Raw genomic sequence first — 14,946 nt, 5'->3', positions numbered from 1 at the left:
TTCATCGCCCGCACCAGGGGTCTTGCCCGCGCATACGCGCCGCGCGAGATCCGCGGAAAGGACCGCTGACGCCCGCTTTTGCGGATGGCGGGACGCGGGCCCGACGACTCAGAGGGGGGTGCCGTGGGCACACTGGGAGACCTGGAGCGCGGCGTCATGGACGTGCTGTGGGACGCCGACGAGGCGCTCACCGCGTACGACATCAAGGACGCGATCGAGGCTGATCGCGGCCGCGACATGGCCGCGACCACGGTCCTCACGGTGCTCTCGCGCCTGGAGAAGAAGGGCTTCGTCGCCCCCGACAAGTCGGTGCGCCCGCACCGCTACCGCGCCGTCGGCTCGCGCGCCGAGCACCAGGCCGAGCTCATGCACGAGGTCCTCGGCGACGCCGGCGACCGCACGGCCGTCCTCGCGCGCTTCGTCGGCGGCGTGTCCGCCGAGGAGGCGGCCTACCTGCGCGACCTCCTGGCCCGCGCCTCGTAACCACGCGTCCGGCGCGCGCCTAGGCTGGATCTATGTCGTTCGGCGCGCTCGCGGCGGGCCTCGCGCTCACGGTCGTCGCCGTGATCCTCGCGTGGCCCGCGCCGATCGTGCTGTCGCGCGCCGCCTGGCCGGCGCGCGCCCCCGTGCGCGCCCTCCTGCTCTGGCAGGCGATCGCGCTCGCCGGGGGCCTCAGCATGGTCGGCGCGCTGTGGCTCATCGGCACCGCCTTCTTCCCGCGCCACCCGTGGATCGCGGGGATCCCCGCCGCGGCGCTCGCCGCGTACCTCGTGGGGCACCTCGTCGTCACCGTGATCGTGTTCGAGCGGCAGCGCCGCCGCCACCTGCAGCTGCTCCTGCTTCTGAGCCAGCCCGACCCCGACCGCAAACGCACGCTCGTTCTCGACGATCAGGCGCCGGTCGCCTACTGCCTGCCGCGGGGCGTCGGATCCGTCACCGTGCTCTCCCGGGGCCTCTTCGAGGCGCTCGACGACGACGAGCTCGCCGCCGTCGTCGCCCACGAGCGGGCCCACGTCGAACAGCGCCACGAGGTGTTGCGCGTGTCGTTCCAGGCCTGGCGGGGCGCGCTGCCCTGGTTCCCCATGGCCGCGCGCGCCGAGAGCGAGGTCGAGGCGCTCGTGGAGATGCTCGCCGACGACCAGGCGCGCAAGACGCAGCCGGACGAGGTGCTGGCGCGCGCGATTCTCGCGGTCGGGCGCGTGCACGGCGAGGGCGCGTCGAGTCGCCGCAACCGCGCGGCCGACCGGTTCCGGCGCCTCGCGGGCTGAGGCGCCAGGGCCCGGCCGCGTCGCGGGTAGTCTGGCGCGCATGAGGTTCACGCGCCGCACGCTGCTGCGGGGCGCCGGGGCGGGCGCCCTCGCCGTGCTGCTCGCGTCCTGCACGCCGCGCACGACGGATCCGGATCCCTCCGTAAGCGCCACGCCGAGCGCGACGCCGACGCCCGTCGGCGAGGTGCCGGCGGCCGCCGCGTTCGTGCGGTCGCAGTGGGCGACCGATCCGTTCGCCCGGGGCTCGCGCGTCACGCGCCCCGTCGGGGCGACCGACGCCGACCTCCGCACGCTCGCGGAGCCGGTCGCGGAGCGGGTGTTCTTCGCGGGCGACGCGACGGATCCGGACCGCCCGGGCACCGTGGCCGGCGCGCGGGCCTCGGGCGAACGCGTCGCGATCGATCTGAGCGCGCTCGCGACGACCGACGAGCGCGTCGCGGTCATCGGGGCGGGGATCGCCGGCGCGACCGCCGCGCGCACCCTCGCCGACGCTGGCTACGACGTCACGGTGATCGAGGCGCGCCGCGCCGCGGGCGGGCGGCTTTCCACGGCCGCGGACGAGGACTGGCCCGTGCCGCCGCAGCGCGGCGCCTGGTTGTTCGGCGCCGAGGACGCGGGGGTGACGACGGAGATGGCCCTCGGCGGCGCGACGTTCGCGACCGTCGCGGAGTCCGCGGCCCGCGGCGCCCGGGGCGAGGAGACGTTCTCCGATGGCACGGTCGTCGCGGAGGCCATCGCGGAGGCGTCGGACGCGCCGGCCGACGTCGCGCTCGCCGACGCCATCGCGGACACCGGCGTGCCGGGCTCGGACGCGCTGGGCGCCTACCTCGCGTGGCTCTCGGCGCTCACGGGCATCGACCCTGCGACGGCGTCGACGTGGTTCGCGCCCGAGCTCCCGGGAGGCGAGTTCGAGGCCGCGACGGCGGACGTGTCGGCGGTCGTCGCGGATCCGCTGGACGGGCTCACGGTCACCTACTCGACGCCCGTGTCCGGCGTCATCTACGACGACACGGGGGTGAGCCTGCGCCTGGCGACGGGGGAGGCCCTGACCTTTGACCGCGTCGTCGTGACAGTGCCGATCGGGGTGCTGCAGACCGACGCGATCGCCTTCGATCCGCCCCTGCCGTTCGCCCATCGCGGCGCCATCTCCGCGCTCGAGATGGGCGCGATCGAGGTCGTCTGGCTCCGCTTCGACGAGCCGTTCTGGGAGACGGAGGCGGGCCTCTGGCATGTCGTGGGGCCGCTCACCCCGGAGGAGAGCGCGTCTCCCACGCCGTCCCCGACGCCGGGGGTCGAGGCGTCTCCGGACACGACGATTCGCTCGTGGGTCAACCTGATGCCCGCGACGGGCGAGCCGATCCTCGTCGGCATTGTCGGCGGGCCCGCCGCGCGGGCGGTCGCGGACCTCGGCGACGACGAGCTCCTCACGCTCGCGGCCGAGTCGCTCGCGCCGTTCGTCGGGGCCTAGGACCCCGACGCGAGAGGGGAGCCGGGCGCGTGCCCGGCTCCCCTCTCGCGGTTCTCGCGTGCGGCGGTTCAGCCGCCGGCGAGCTGGTCGTCGAGGTCGCGGATCGCCTGCGCCATGTCGCGCAGCGCCGTGGCCATGTCGGTCACGCCGTCCGCGGCCTCCTTCATGCCGTTCGTGAGGTCCTCGTAGCCGTCGCGGAACTTGCCCGACGCCTTCTCCGTCTTGAACCCGTCCTCGACGAGGTCGTCGACGTGGCCCTGCAGCTCGTCCAGCAGCGAGTCGATCGACTCCTTGCCGTCGTCCAGCTTCGTGGCCGTCGACTCCATCTCGTCATAGGTTGCACCGAAATCGCTCATCGGTATCCACCCCCACCTTCTCGTGTGTCGTCGGCCCGGCCGGACCGCCCACCACACACGCTAAGGCCAGACGCGCGCGGTCGCGATGGGGAGAAGTCCCCATGCGTGCGGGGGTCAGGATCCGGCGCCCCGGCGCCACCGGCTGAGCGCGATCAGCCCGCTCGCGACGCCCGCGAACACCCCGAGCGCGAACGCGCACGTCGCGAGGAACTCCCCGATGCCGCTGACCTGGCGCAGGTCGAGGAAGTAGTACGGGTACCAGCCGATCTGCGCTCCGCGCCAGAGCGTGAAGATCCCCCACACGACCGGGAAGGCGAGCACGTACGCGATGAGGCGCCAGTGCGCCACGCCCCCGCCCGGGCCGAGGATCCACGCGATCAGGGAGAGCGCGGGCAGGACGAAGTGGAGCACGTGATCCGACCAGGGCACCGTCATGGGGATCCCGCGCGCGCCGGCCTGCCACACGAGCAGGCCGAAGACGAGCCCCGCCGTGATCGTCCAGCTGAGGACCGTCGTGCGCAGGTCCGTGAGCCAGCCCGGATCCGTCTCGCGTCGGAGCGCGATGACCCCGCCCGTCGCCGCGAGGGCCAGGAACGCGACGTTCGACTGGATCGTCAGGTACGCGAAAAAGTTCTGGCCTGCGATGGTCTGCGAGCCGAGTCCCCAGAAGAGTCGGTGGACGAGCGCCGCGCCGCACAGCGCGGCGGCGGCGAGGCGCGCGTACGCGAACCACGTGCGACTCGTCACCGATCGGCCTCCTCCCGCCGTGGCCCGAGTCTACGAAAGGGGAGGGGGCGGGGCGCGCGGGCGGCGCGCGCCCCCGGGGGCATACGCTGGGGAACATGCGTGAGATCCGCGACCTGGACACTGTCGAACTCATCCTCGAGGCGCAGGGGGTGCTCGACGCGATCCGCGGTCCCGAGCGCGTCGTGGACGCCGGGACCCTGCGCGCGCTGCAGCAGGCCGGCAACTACGCCGTGGGCCTGTTCGACGAGGGCCGCATGGTGGGCGCGTCGGTCGCCTTTTTCGGGGAGCCCGCCTCGCGATCGATGCACTCGCACATCACGGCGCTCCTGCCGGAGTTCCGGGGGCGCGGCTGGGGCCGCGAGCTCAAGGAGCACCAGCGCCAGTGGGCGCTCGCGCACGGCGTCGGCCACGTGACCTGGACCTTCGACCCGCTCGTGGCGCGCAACGCGCACTTCTTCCTCACCGTGCTGGGCGCGCGCGTGACGGGGTACGCCGTGAACCAGTACGGCATCTTCGGCGGCGGCGACGCGGGCGACGAGAGCGACCGGCTGGACGTGAAGTGGTCGCTCGCCGAGGTCGCGAAGGCGCCCGAGGCGTCCGCCGTCGTTGCGACGGTCGCCATCCCCGTCGACGTCGAGCGCATGCGCGAGGAGTCGCCGGCCGAGGCGCACGAGTGGCGCATGCGGCTGCGCCGCGACATGGCCGTCCTCACGGGCCGCGGCCTCGCGATCGCGGGCTTCGACGCGGAGCGCGGCTACCTGTTCGTCGAGGCCTGACCCCTCAGGCGCGCGCGGCGTCCGACGCCGCGCGCGGGATGAACAGCGTCAGCGCCGTCGCGACGATGGCGGCCGCGATCGCGATCCAGAAGCACGTCTGGAACGCCTCGGCGGTGGGCATGCCGACGCCGTCGACCTCGACGCTCATGGCGGCGAGCACCCCGCCCATCACGGCCGACGCGCTTGACGTGCCGACCGAGCGGAACAGCGCGTTCAGGCCGTTGGACACGCCGGTCTCGTCGGCGGGGACCGCGCGCATGATGATCATCGGCATGGCCGCGAAGCTGAACGCGATCCCGACGCCGATGATGCAGTTCGCCACGACGATGTGCCAGACCTCGCTCGAGAGCACGAGCACGAAGACGTACGCCACGACGATGAACGCGCAGCCGATCGTGAACAGCGGCCGCGGCCCGAACGCGCGCTCGAGCTGGCCCGACAGGGGCGAGAGCACCATCATGATGAGGCCCGACGGCATGATGCACAGGGCCGCCTCCATCATCGTCAGCCCGAACCCGATGCCCGTCGCCTCCGGCAGCTCCAGCAGCTGCGGGAAGGACACGTTGGATCCGAACAGGGCGAATCCCATGCCGATCGCCGCGAGGTTGGTCAGGAGGACCGCGGGCCGGGCGGCGACGCGCAGGTCGACGAGCGGCTCGCGCGTGCGCAGCTGATAGGCCCCCCACGCGATGAGGGCGACGACGCCGATCGTGACGGATCCGAGCGCGAGCGGGGATCCCCACCCCCAGTCCGCGCCGCGCGAGACGAAGAGGAGCAGGCCCGCGAGTCCCACCGCGAGCCCGAGCGCGCCCAGGACGTCGAGGCGGCCGGGGGACAGCAGCGTGTCCTCCGGAACGATCAGGCGGATCGCGACGAAGCCCACGACCCCGAGCGCCAGCGACGCCCAGAAGAGCGCGTGCCAGTCGTAGTTCTCCGCGATGTATGCCGCGGCGGGCATGCCGACGGCGCCGCCCACGCCCATCGTGGCGCTCATGAACGCGACCGCGGTGCCGAGCCGCGCGGGCGGCAGCACGTCGCGCATGATCGCGATGCCGAGGGGGATGACGCCGGTCGTGATGCCCTGCAGGCCGCGCCCGACGATGACGCCCACGATGTCCTGCGAGAGCGCCGCGACGAGGGATCCGACCATGAGCGCGACGAGGAGGTAAAGGATCACGCGGCGCTTGCCGTACATGTCGCCGAGGCGCCCGGAGATCGGCGTCGCGACCGCCGCCACGAGCAGCGTGATGGTCACGACCCACGTGGTGTCCTCGCGGGAGGCGTCGAGCAGGTGCGGCAGCTCGGACTGCAGCGGCACGACGAGCGTGAACATGAACGCCGAGCTGAGGCCGGCGAACGCGAGGGCGGCGACGATCGCCCATCCGGGTGAGCGGGGGGCGTGGGTGGGTCTGTCTCCGGAATCGTCGCTCACCGCTCGATGCTATCGGTCTGCTGTGCGTCGGGGGCCGGTACACCCGTTCCCGCGACCGCACCAGGGCGTGTGACGCCCCGCGACGGCGCATGACGCCCCGTTGCGGAGCATTGCGGAGCGTTGCGGTGCGGGCGGCGACCGGCCGCGGCCGCGCGCCAGGATGGGCGGATCCGCGCCTCGCGAGGAAGGACCACGATGACGACGTCACTGCCGGCCGCGGCCGCCCCGGCTCCCGCCCGCCGCCCCGCGCTGCCGAGCGACTACCCGTCGCTCCGCGCGCACTTCGGGCCGATCTTCGAGCGGATCGCCGAGGGCGCCCTCGAACGCGAGCGCGAGCGGCGCCTGCCGTTCGACGAGATCCGCGCGCTCGACGAGGCCGGGTGGGGAACGCTGCGCGTGCCGACGTCGTACGGCGGCCCGGGCGCGAGCATCGAGACGACCACGCGGCTGCTCGTTGACCTGGCGGAGGCCGACTCGAACGTCGCGCACCAGTACCGCTCGCACCTGGGGTTCGTTGACTCCCTAATCTTCCAGCCCGAGCGGGTGCGGACGCGGTGGTACGAGCGGATCCTCGCCGGCGCGACGGTGGGCAACGCGTCGACCGAGAAGGGTGGGAACCGCCTGGGCACGCTCCAGACCGTCGTCACGGACGGACCCGACGGGCCGCGGCTCACGGGAACGAAGTTCTACTCCACCGGCACGATCTTCGCCGACTACACCCGCGTGTCCGCCGCCGTCGACGGCGGCGATGGGCGGCGGTTCGCCGTCGTCGCGACCGACGCGGACGGGGTGGAGATCCGGGACGACTGGGATGGGTTCGGGCAGAAGCTCACCGGCACGGGGACGACGGTGTTCTCGGGCGTCGCGGTCGAGGAGGACGGCCTGCTGGATCGCGTGCCGCGCTCGGCGGACGCGACCCACGAGGCCGCCTACTTCCAGCTCATCCTTCTCGCGGTCCTCGCCGGCATCGCCCGCGCCGCGCGCCGCGACGCGGCCGCGCTCGTGGCGGGCCGGGCGCGCACCTTCAACACGGGGCTCGGGATGCCGTTCCGGGAGGATCCGCTCATCCAGGAGGCCGTCGGGCGGATCGCCGCGAAGGCATACAGCGCGGAGGCGATCGTCGCCCAGACCGCGCGGGTGCTGGACGAGGGCGTGGCCGCCGCGCTCGCCGCGGGTCGGCCGGACTCGGCCGAGGAGACGCCGCGCGAGGTGCACGCGTCCGAGATCGCGGTCGAGCACGCGCAGGTCTCCGTGCCCGAGCTGGCGCTCGGCGCCGCCCAGGACCTGTTCCTCACGGTCGGCGCCTCCGCGACCTCCGTGTCCAAGGGCCTCGACCGCCACTGGCGCAACGCGCAGACGGTCGCGACCCACAACCCCATCGCGTTCCGGGCGCGCGCGATCGGCGACTACTGGATCAACGGCGTGCTGCCCGAGGGCCTCAACGCGATCGGCGACGCCCGCGCCGCGAAGGAGAACCGATGACGCTCACGGCCCCCGGTCCCTCCGCCCCCGCGGGGACGGCGCGCATGCGCCGCCGCGTGCTCGTCTCGGCCTTCGCCGGGACGACCGTCGAGTGGTACGACTTCTACCTCTACGGCACGGCGGCCGCGCTCGTCTTCAACGCGCAGTTCTTCCCGACCGATAGCGCGTTCGCGAGCACCGTCGCCTCGTTCGCGTCGCTCGCCGTCGGCTTCCTCGCGCGCCCCGTCGGCGGCATCGTCGCGGGCCACCTCGGCGATCGGGTGGGGCGCAAGGCGCTGCTCGTCGCCTCGCTCGTGCTCATGGGCGTCGCCTCGACGCTCATCGGCCTCCTGCCGACGTACGCCGCGATCGGCGGGCTCGCGCCGGCCGCGCTCGTGGCGCTCCGGCTCGTGCAGGGCTTCGCGGCGGGCGCCGAGTGGGGCGGATCCGCCCTGTTGTCCGTCGAGCACGCGCCGGACGCGCGCCGCGGGCTGTTCGGCTCGTTCACCCAGGTGGGGTCGGCCGCCGGCATGCTCCTCGCCACGGGCGCCTTCGTGATCGTGCAGGCGCTGACGACGAACGAGCAGTTCCTCGCGTACGGCTGGCGGATCCCGTTCCTCGCCTCGGCCCTCCTCGTCGCGCTCGGCCTCTGGGTGCGCCTCGGGGTCGTCGACGGGCAAGAGTTCCGCGAGCTCAAGGCCGCGGGCCGCACGGCGGCGCAACCGGTGCGCGAGATCTTCGTGCACCACTGGCGCCCGCTCCTCGTGACGATCGCCCAGCGGGTCGCGCAGAACAGCGTCTACTTCCTCATCACGGTGTACATGCTGAGCTATCTCCAGGCCACGCGCGGCGACAGCGAGGCGGGCGTGACGGCCGTCATGATCGCCTCGGCTGTGGGCCTCCTCACGGGGCCCGCGTGGGGGTGGGTCTCGGACCGCGTCGGGCGCAAGCCGCCCACGGCCTTCGGGTTCCTCGCGATCGCCGTCTTCGGGTGGGTGTTCTTCGCGGTGCTCACGTACGGATCGCTCGCGCTCTTGCCCCTCGTCGTCATCTTCGGGATGAACGTCGCCCACGACGCCGTGTACGGCCCCCAGGCCGCCTGGTTCGCGGAGCAGTTCCCCGTCGAGGTGCGCTATTCGGGCGTGACCCTCGGCTACCAGCTCGGGTCCGTCATCGGCGGCGGCATCATGCCGCTCGTCGCGGCGCTGCTGTTCGCGTGGGGCGGGGACACGCCCTGGCTCATCTGCGCCTACCTCACCGCCATCAGCGCCCTGTCGCTGACCGCCACCCTGCTCGCGAAGGATCCGCGCGGATCCGCCCTGCGCGCCGCGCGCCGCGCCTGAGACTGACGAAGGACCCCGCCATGACGAGCCCCCGCATCCTGCTGAACGCCTTCGACATGATCACCCCCGTGCACCAGTCGCCGGGGCTCTGGCGTCACCCCGAGTCGCGCGCGAACGAGTTCCAGAAGCTCGAGTACTGGACAGAACTCGCGCGCACGCTCGACGACGGCGGGTTCGCCTCGCTTTTCCTCGCCGACATCGTCGGGGTCTACGACGTGTACGGCGGGAACGGCGACGCGGCGGCGCGCCACGGCGTGCAGTTCCCGCTGCTGGATCCGCTCGTCGCGGTGCCCGCGATGGCCGCCGTCACCGAGCGGTTGGGCTTCGGCGTCACGGCGTCGGTCACGTACGAGCACCCGTACCTGCTCGCCCGCACGCTCACGACGCTGGATCACTTCACGAACGGCCGTGTCGCGTGGAACATCGTCACGAGCTACCAGGACTCGGCGGCGCGCAACATCCTGGGGCGCGACGCGCAGGTCCCGCACGCGGAGCGCTACGACCGCGCCGACGAGTACATGGACGTCATGTACGAGCTGTTCGAGGGTTCCTTCGCCCCCGGAGCCGTCGTGGCGGATCGCGAGGCGAACGTGTTGGTGGATCCGTCGCGCGTGCGCGAGATCGGTCACGACGGCCAGTGGTTCCGCGTGCCGGGCCAGGCGCTCGCGGCGCCCGGGCCGCAGCGCACACCCTTCCTGTTCCAGGCGGGGGCGTCGAAGCGCGGCCAGCAGTTCGCTGTGGATCACGCAGAGGCGATCTTCTTCTCGGGCGGCACGCCGCAGCTCGTGCGGCGGTGGGTCGACGGGGTGCGCGACGGGCTTGAGGAGTCCGGCCGCGCTCGCGACGCCGTGAAGATCTTCTCGCTCGCGACCGTCATCGTCGACGAGACCGACGAAGCGGCCCACGCGCGCCTGACGGAGTACCGCTCGTACGTCGACACCGAGGCCGCGCTGACGCTGTTCAGCGGGTGGACGGGCGTCGACTTCTCGGGCGCGCATCCTGACGACACGGTCGAAGACATCGTGACGGAGGCGAGCCGCTCGGCTCTCGCCTCGTTCACGACCCTCGCGAGCGGCCGCACGTGGACGGTGCGCGAACTCGCGGAGTTCGTGTCGATCGGGGGCCGTGGGCCCGTGATCGTCGGATCCCCCGAGACGGTCGCGGACGAGCTCGAGCGGTGGGTCCGGGAGGCCGGCGTCGACGGCTTCAACGTGTGTGCCGCCGTGCGCCCCGCCGACCTCGAGCGCTTCGCGCGCCTCGTCTCGCCCGAGCTGCGTCGCCGGGGACTCCTCGACGACGACGGCGAGGGGCTGACGCTGCGGGAGCGGATCGGCGGTCGCGGCCCGCACCTCGCGGACGATCACGCGGGCGCACGCCACCGCTTCGCGGGCTGAGGCGCAGCGTGTCATCGCGATGCCATCGGCGCGTGCGACATTGCGGATTGACGCTTGCCGTGGTGCGGCACGCGCCCTAACTTGGCCGAATGGTGACGATTGGCGACGACTGGATCGCGCACCGGCGCGCGAGCGACCGCGAGCTCGTGGGGTGGATCCGCCCCTCCGGCGACGCGTGGCAGGCCGTGACGCTGTTCGCGCGGCCAGCGACCGACCCGGTCGAGTGGGATGTCGCGGAGGACGCGCTCGAGCACGCGAGCCTGTCGTGGATGGCCGAGCCGTGGATCCTTGAGCGCGACGGTCGTGCGATCCGCGTGCGCATCGTCGAATTTCGTCCGGACGAGCCCGGCGGATCGCCCGGCCGCGTCGTCGTGAAGACCGACGACTTCGGCGCGATCGGCGTGCCATACGAGCTCATCGATCTGCCGTGGCCTCCGCCGCCCGAGTTGCGGGAGCTCACGGAGGGCGACGCCGCGCAGCCCTGGCGCTGACATTCGATAGCGGTTCGTGTGTCGGGGGTCGATGCGATCCTCGTGACATGGACGACGACGAACCGGGCACTCCGGGCGGCACGGCAGAGCGGCCGGCGGTCTTCTTCCGCGACGCGGCCGAGTTCCGCGCGTGGCTGGAGCGCCACCACGATTCGGCATCCGAGCTGTGGATGGGGCTACGGCTCGCCCACGTGCCCGATCGCGGCCTTACCTGGGGCGAGGCGGTCATCGAGGCGCTGTGCTTCGGGTGGATCGACTCGGTCTCGCAACCGATCGACGACGACGCGCGCCGCCAACGATGGACGCCGCGGTCGGCGCGCAGCACGTGGTCGAAGGTCAACATCGCCCACGTCGAGCGCCTGCTCGAGCAGGGGCGCATGCATCCCGCGGGCATCGCCGCGTACGAACGACGCAGCGAGGCGCGATCCGGCACCTACTCGCACGAGAACCCGGAGGCCGAGCTCACGCCCGGGCTGCAGGCCATCCTCGATGCATCCCCGGCCGCGCTAGCTTTCCTCGCGGAGGCAACGCCCGGATATTGCAAGGCCGTGCGGCACTGGATCATGTCGGCGAAGCAGGAGGCGACCCGAGAGCGCCGCGCGCGCCAGCTCGCCGACGACAGCGCCGCCGGACGGCTCGTGCCGCCCCAGCGCCCCGGCAAGACGCCGGCCTGGCTTGCCCGCGCCGCTGCCGCGGCCCGCACCTCGCGGACGATCACGCGGGCGCCGGATACCGCGCGGCCGGCTGACCGGGGGCCTGGAACCGGGCGCCGTCCCCACGGCTAGGATTGGGGCATCGGCGTGCCGGCTCTCGGACGCGCCCGCACATCCCCGAAACGACCATTGGAGCCACCGTGGCCGAGCAGTCTCGCCTCGACAAAGTCATCGCCCTCGCCCGCCACCGCGGGTTCGTGTTCCAAGCGGGTGAGATCTACGGCGGGTCGCGGTCGGCGTGGGACTACGGCCCCCTCGGCACGGAGCTGAAGGAGAACATCCGCCGCCAGTGGTGGCAGACCTTCGTCCGCGGCCGCGGCGACATGGTGGGCCTCGACAGCTCCATCATCCTGCCGAGCAAGGTGTGGGAGGCGTCGGGCCACGTGGCGACCTTCACGGATCCGCTCGTCGAGTGCCTGCAGTGCCACAAGCGCCACCGCGAGGACCACCTCATCGAGGCGTTCGTCGCGAAGAAGGGCCGCGAGCCCGAGGGCGGGATGGCCGACATCGTCTGCCCCGACTGCGGCACCCGCGGCAAGTGGACCGAGCCTAAGTCGTTCTCGGGCCTCGTGAAGACCTACCTCGGCGTCGTCGACGACGAATCGGGCCTGCACTACCTGCGCCCCGAGACGGCGCAGGGCATCTTCGTGAACTTCGCCAACGTCGTCACGGCCGCGCGCAAGAAGCCGCCGTTCGGCATCGGCCAGGTGGGCAAGGCGTTCCGCAACGAGATCACGCCCGGAAACTTCATCTTCCGCACGCGCGAGTTCGAGCAGATGGAGATCGAGTTCTTCGTCGCTCCCGACGAGGCACCGGCGTGGTTCGACAGCTGGGTCGAGGCCTGCTGGAACTGGTTCGTCGACCTCGGCGTTGACCCCGAGAACATGCGCCGCTTCGACGTTCCGGACGGCGAGCGCGCGCACTACTCCGACCGCACGATTGACGTCGAGTACAACTTCGGCTTCGCCGGCAAGGGCTGGGGCGAGCTCATGGGCATTGCCAACCGCACCGACTTCGACCTGACGAACCACATCGAGAAGTCGGGCGCGAACCTGCACTTCTTCGACCAGGCCTCGGGCGAGAAGTACGTGCCCTACGTGATCGAGCCGTCCTTCGGCCTGACCCGCTCGATGATGGCGTTCCTCGTCGACGCGTACACGGAGGAGGAGGTGCCGAACGCGAAGGGCGGCACCGACACCCGCACCGTCCTGAAGCTCGACCCGCGCCTCGCGCCGACGAAGGTCGCCGTGCTGCCGCTCAGCCGCAACGAGAAGCTCTCGCCGCTCGCGCGAAAGGTCGCCGACGACCTGCGCGGATCCTGGAACGTCGACTTCGACGATGCCGGCGCGATCGGGCGCCGCTACCGCCGCCAGGACGAGATCGGCACGCCGCTGTGCGTCACGGTTGACTTCGACAGCCTCGAGGACGACGCCGTGACGGTGCGCGACCGCGACACGATGGGCCAGGAGCGCGTCTCGCTCGATAACCTCTACGGCTACCTGGCCGAGCGCCTCCGCGGCGCCTGACGCACACGACGAGGGGCCCCGACGCGTCGTCGGGGCCCCTCGTCGTCCCTGCGGTCTCCCGCCGAGGCACGGGAGGAGTCAGGCCTTCCGCGCCTTCGCGGCGGCCTTCATCGCCTTCTTGTTCTCGCGCACCCGCGCGAGCGACTCCGGGCTCGTGATGTCGGCCACGGAGAGGAAGGATCCGTCCTCGCCGTAGGGCGCGGCGGCCTCGCGCCACCCCGCGCCCGCGAAGCCGACCTGCTTGCCGAGCAGGGCGAGGAAGATCTTCGCCTTCTGCTCGCCGAAGCCGGGCAGACGCTTCAGCCGCGCGAGCACCTCGGATCCGCTCGGCTCGCCCGCGGTCCAGATGGCCGCCGCGTCGCCGCCCCAGGCGTCCGCTACCTCGCGGCAGAGCTTCTGCACGCGCTCCGCCATCGAGCCAGGGTAGCGGTGCACGGCGGGCGTCTGCCGAAACGCGTCGACGAACGCCTCGGGGTCGTAGTCGGCGATCGCGCTCGCGCTCACGGATCCCGTGCGCTGCCGGATCTTCTCGGGCCCCGCGAAGGCGGTCTCCATCGCGACCTGCTGGTCCAGCAGCATCCCAATGAGGAGCGCGAGCGGGTCGTTCGAGAGCAGCGCGTCGGCGTCGGCGTCGCCGGTGATGTGGAGGGCCATGGCACCAGTCTTGCACCGGCGCGCACACCACGGAGCGACCGTCACATCGCGGGATGGACGATACATGCAAAATGCATGCCTCGTATGATGATTGCATGACGACGATCCAGGTCCGCAACGTCTCGGACGAGACGAGCCGTGCGCTCAAGGCGAAGGCCGCGCTCGAGGGGCGCTCCCTGAGCGACTATCTGCTGCGCGAGCTCGATCGTCTGGCGACGCGTCCGAGCCGGGCCGAACTGCTGGAACGGATCGCGAGCCGCGGCGTCGTCACGCTCGAGCCGGCAGCGCAGGTGCTCGACGAGCAGCGTCCCGGTCGATGACGCTCGTCGTCGATGCGTCGGCGGTCGCCGAGATCCTGCTCGGAACCTCGGCGGGGCAACGGGCGGCTGCGCTGCTCGACGAGCACGAGCTGTGGGCGCCGCAGCACCTCACGGCAGAAGTCGCCTCCGTCATCCGCGGCTGGTCGCTCAGCCGTCAGATCACCGATGAGCAGGCGCTGCGCGCGTTTCGCGAGTTCGAATCGCTCGGCGTCGAGCAGGTGCCGATGATGTCCATGCTGCCCGCCGTTTACGACCTCCGGCACAATGTCAGCGCGTCTGGCGCCATGTACGTCGTGCTCGCCCGCGCCGCGCAGTGCTCCTTGCTCACCCTCGATGCGCGCCTCGCAGCATCCGCCCCGGATTGCGCGCTGCTGCCGTGATCCTCGCGCGGTCAGATCGGTAGCCGCTCCCGGGAAGCGCCTTACGCGTCGCGGCGCGCGCGGGCGAGGTCGCCCGGGGTGTCCACGTCGTCGAGGGCGCCGGCGGGCGCGTCGACGGCGACGGGATCCACCCCCTCCAGCAGGGCGCGGAGCGGGAGGTTCGCGGGCGGGCCCGCGGCGCGGATCCGCGCGCGCAACACGGTCGCGGGCCACGCGGAGCACAGCGGCTGCAGCCGGCTCGCGGCGTCGCGGGCGACGGCGGGCCGCTCGCCCGCCGCGGCGAGGAGCGTGGTGAGGAGCCCGGGGGTCAGCCGGGGCATGTCGCCGCCGAGCAGGAGGACGGCGTGGGCGTCCGGGCCGACGGCCGGTAGCGCGGCCGCGACGCCCGCGAACGGCCCGCCGAAGGGCGGATCCTCGCGGACCACGGTCGTTGACGCCAGGTCGCGGAGCCCCTCGGCGCTCCCCGCGATGACGATCGCCGCGCCCGGCGCCGCGCGCCGGGCGGCGCCCGCGACGCGGTCGAGGATCGACGCGCCGCCGACCTCGAGCGCCGGCTTGTGCACCCCGCCGAGGCGCGCGGATCGCCCGCCAGCCAGGATGATCGCGGCGATGCCCAT

At 72.7% G+C, this 14,946-nt stretch carries 17 protein-coding genes; 12 read left to right on the top strand and 5 right to left on the bottom strand.

The features are described from left to right. Positions 1 to 123: 123 nt before the first annotated feature. Genes G8E01_RS01335 through G8E01_RS12905 form a run of 3 tightly spaced genes read left to right on the top strand, consistent with a single transcriptional unit; the run spans position 124 to position 2,736 of the window. On the top strand, positions 124 to 483 hold the full coding sequence (locus tag G8E01_RS01335) for a BlaI/MecI/CopY family transcriptional regulator (RefSeq protein ID WP_166314827.1): 360 nt from the start codon (positions 124 to 126) through the stop codon (positions 481 to 483). A 32-nt stretch (positions 484 to 515) separates the two neighbouring features. Further along, entirely contained in the window at positions 516 to 1,268 is a 753-nt protein-coding gene (locus G8E01_RS01330; protein ID WP_166314825.1) for a M56 family metallopeptidase, read from the top strand. A gap of 40 nt (positions 1,269 to 1,308) precedes the next feature. After that, positions 1,309 to 2,736 carry a flavin monoamine oxidase family protein gene (locus tag G8E01_RS12905; RefSeq protein ID WP_166314822.1) on the top strand — a complete coding sequence of 476 codons (1,428 nt, stop codon included), beginning with the start codon at positions 1,309 to 1,311 and terminating at the stop codon, positions 2,734 to 2,736. A 68-nt stretch (positions 2,737 to 2,804) separates the two neighbouring features. Here the strand turns inward: G8E01_RS12905 and G8E01_RS01320 are convergent, their stop codons facing one another. Both G8E01_RS01320 and G8E01_RS01315 read right to left on the bottom strand, forming a co-directional pair. Next, complete coding sequence (locus G8E01_RS01320; protein ID WP_166314820.1) at positions 2,805 to 3,092, bottom strand: WXG100 family type VII secretion target; 288 nt, start codon at positions 3,090 to 3,092, stop codon at positions 2,805 to 2,807. A gap of 114 nt (positions 3,093 to 3,206) precedes the next feature. Then, on the bottom strand, positions 3,207 to 3,839 hold the full coding sequence (locus tag G8E01_RS01315) for a Pr6Pr family membrane protein (protein ID WP_166314817.1): 633 nt from the start codon (positions 3,837 to 3,839) through the stop codon (positions 3,207 to 3,209). A gap of 95 nt (positions 3,840 to 3,934) precedes the next feature. Here G8E01_RS01315 and G8E01_RS01310 point away from each other — a divergent pair, with 95 nt between their 5' ends. Continuing rightward, on the top strand, positions 3,935 to 4,615 hold the full coding sequence (locus G8E01_RS01310) for a GNAT family N-acetyltransferase (protein WP_166314814.1): 681 nt from the start codon (positions 3,935 to 3,937) through the stop codon (positions 4,613 to 4,615). A gap of 4 nt (positions 4,616 to 4,619) precedes the next feature. Here the strand turns inward: G8E01_RS01310 and G8E01_RS01305 are convergent, their stop codons facing one another. Then, positions 4,620 to 6,047, bottom strand: coding sequence for an MFS transporter (locus G8E01_RS01305; protein ID WP_338100712.1), 1,428 nt, complete (start codon positions 6,045 to 6,047; stop codon positions 4,620 to 4,622). A gap of 195 nt (positions 6,048 to 6,242) precedes the next feature. On the opposite strand from G8E01_RS01305, the gene G8E01_RS01300 reads away from it, so the two are divergent. From G8E01_RS01300 to G8E01_RS01275, 6 genes are all read left to right on the top strand, one after another. Beyond that, positions 6,243 to 7,529 carry an acyl-CoA dehydrogenase family protein gene (locus G8E01_RS01300; protein ID WP_166314811.1) on the top strand — a complete coding sequence of 429 codons (1,287 nt, stop codon included), beginning with the start codon at positions 6,243 to 6,245 and terminating at the stop codon, positions 7,527 to 7,529. Further along, positions 7,526 to 8,851 (top strand): MFS transporter, encoded by a 1,326-nt coding sequence (locus G8E01_RS01295; RefSeq protein WP_166314795.1) that lies wholly within the window; start codon positions 7,526 to 7,528, stop codon positions 8,849 to 8,851. The genes G8E01_RS01300 and G8E01_RS01295 overlap by 4 nt, the downstream gene beginning before the upstream one ends. A gap of 20 nt (positions 8,852 to 8,871) precedes the next feature. Continuing rightward, a complete protein-coding gene (locus G8E01_RS01290; protein ID WP_166314792.1) occupies positions 8,872 to 10,245 on the top strand; it encodes an LLM class flavin-dependent oxidoreductase in 1,374 nt (457 codons plus the stop codon). An 89-nt stretch (positions 10,246 to 10,334) separates the two neighbouring features. Then, positions 10,335 to 10,736, top strand: a complete 402-nt coding sequence (locus tag G8E01_RS01285; protein WP_166314789.1) for a hypothetical protein — start codon at positions 10,335 to 10,337, stop codon at positions 10,734 to 10,736. 47 nt (positions 10,737 to 10,783) lie between these two features. Beyond that, a complete protein-coding gene (locus tag G8E01_RS01280) occupies positions 10,784 to 11,521 on the top strand; it encodes a YdeI/OmpD-associated family protein (protein WP_166314786.1) in 738 nt (245 codons plus the stop codon). A 68-nt stretch (positions 11,522 to 11,589) separates the two neighbouring features. Further along, entirely contained in the window at positions 11,590 to 12,975 is a 1,386-nt protein-coding gene (locus G8E01_RS01275) for a glycine--tRNA ligase (RefSeq protein WP_166314783.1), read from the top strand. Between the two features lie 78 nt (positions 12,976 to 13,053). Here the strand turns inward: G8E01_RS01275 and G8E01_RS01270 are convergent, their stop codons facing one another. Continuing rightward, positions 13,054 to 13,629: an HhH-GPD-type base excision DNA repair protein gene (locus G8E01_RS01270; protein WP_166314780.1), complete on the bottom strand. Its 576-nt coding sequence runs from the start codon at positions 13,627 to 13,629 to the stop codon at positions 13,054 to 13,056. A gap of 95 nt (positions 13,630 to 13,724) precedes the next feature. Between G8E01_RS01270 and G8E01_RS01265 the strand changes: the two genes are divergently transcribed. Both G8E01_RS01265 and G8E01_RS01260 read left to right on the top strand, forming a co-directional pair. After that, positions 13,725 to 13,949, top strand: coding sequence for a FitA-like ribbon-helix-helix domain-containing protein (locus tag G8E01_RS01265; protein ID WP_166314777.1), 225 nt, complete (start codon positions 13,725 to 13,727; stop codon positions 13,947 to 13,949). Further along, a complete protein-coding gene (locus G8E01_RS01260; RefSeq protein WP_166314774.1) occupies positions 13,946 to 14,329 on the top strand; it encodes a type II toxin-antitoxin system VapC family toxin in 384 nt (127 codons plus the stop codon). Before G8E01_RS01265 ends, G8E01_RS01260 begins: the two co-directional genes overlap by 4 nt. Before the next feature lie 41 nt (positions 14,330 to 14,370). Here the strand turns inward: G8E01_RS01260 and mobA are convergent, their stop codons facing one another. After that, positions 14,371 to 14,946 carry a molybdenum cofactor guanylyltransferase gene (gene mobA, locus G8E01_RS01255; protein ID WP_166314771.1) on the bottom strand — a complete coding sequence of 192 codons (576 nt, stop codon included), beginning with the start codon at positions 14,944 to 14,946 and terminating at the stop codon, positions 14,371 to 14,373.

Source organism: Microbacterium excoecariae (assembly GCF_011326725.1).
In the GTDB taxonomy this organism is placed as follows: Bacteria; Actinomycetota; Actinomycetes; order Actinomycetales; family Microbacteriaceae; genus Microbacterium; species Microbacterium excoecariae.
The sequence above is the reverse complement of the archived record's forward strand: the minus strand, read 5'-3'. Positions and strand labels throughout refer to the sequence as shown.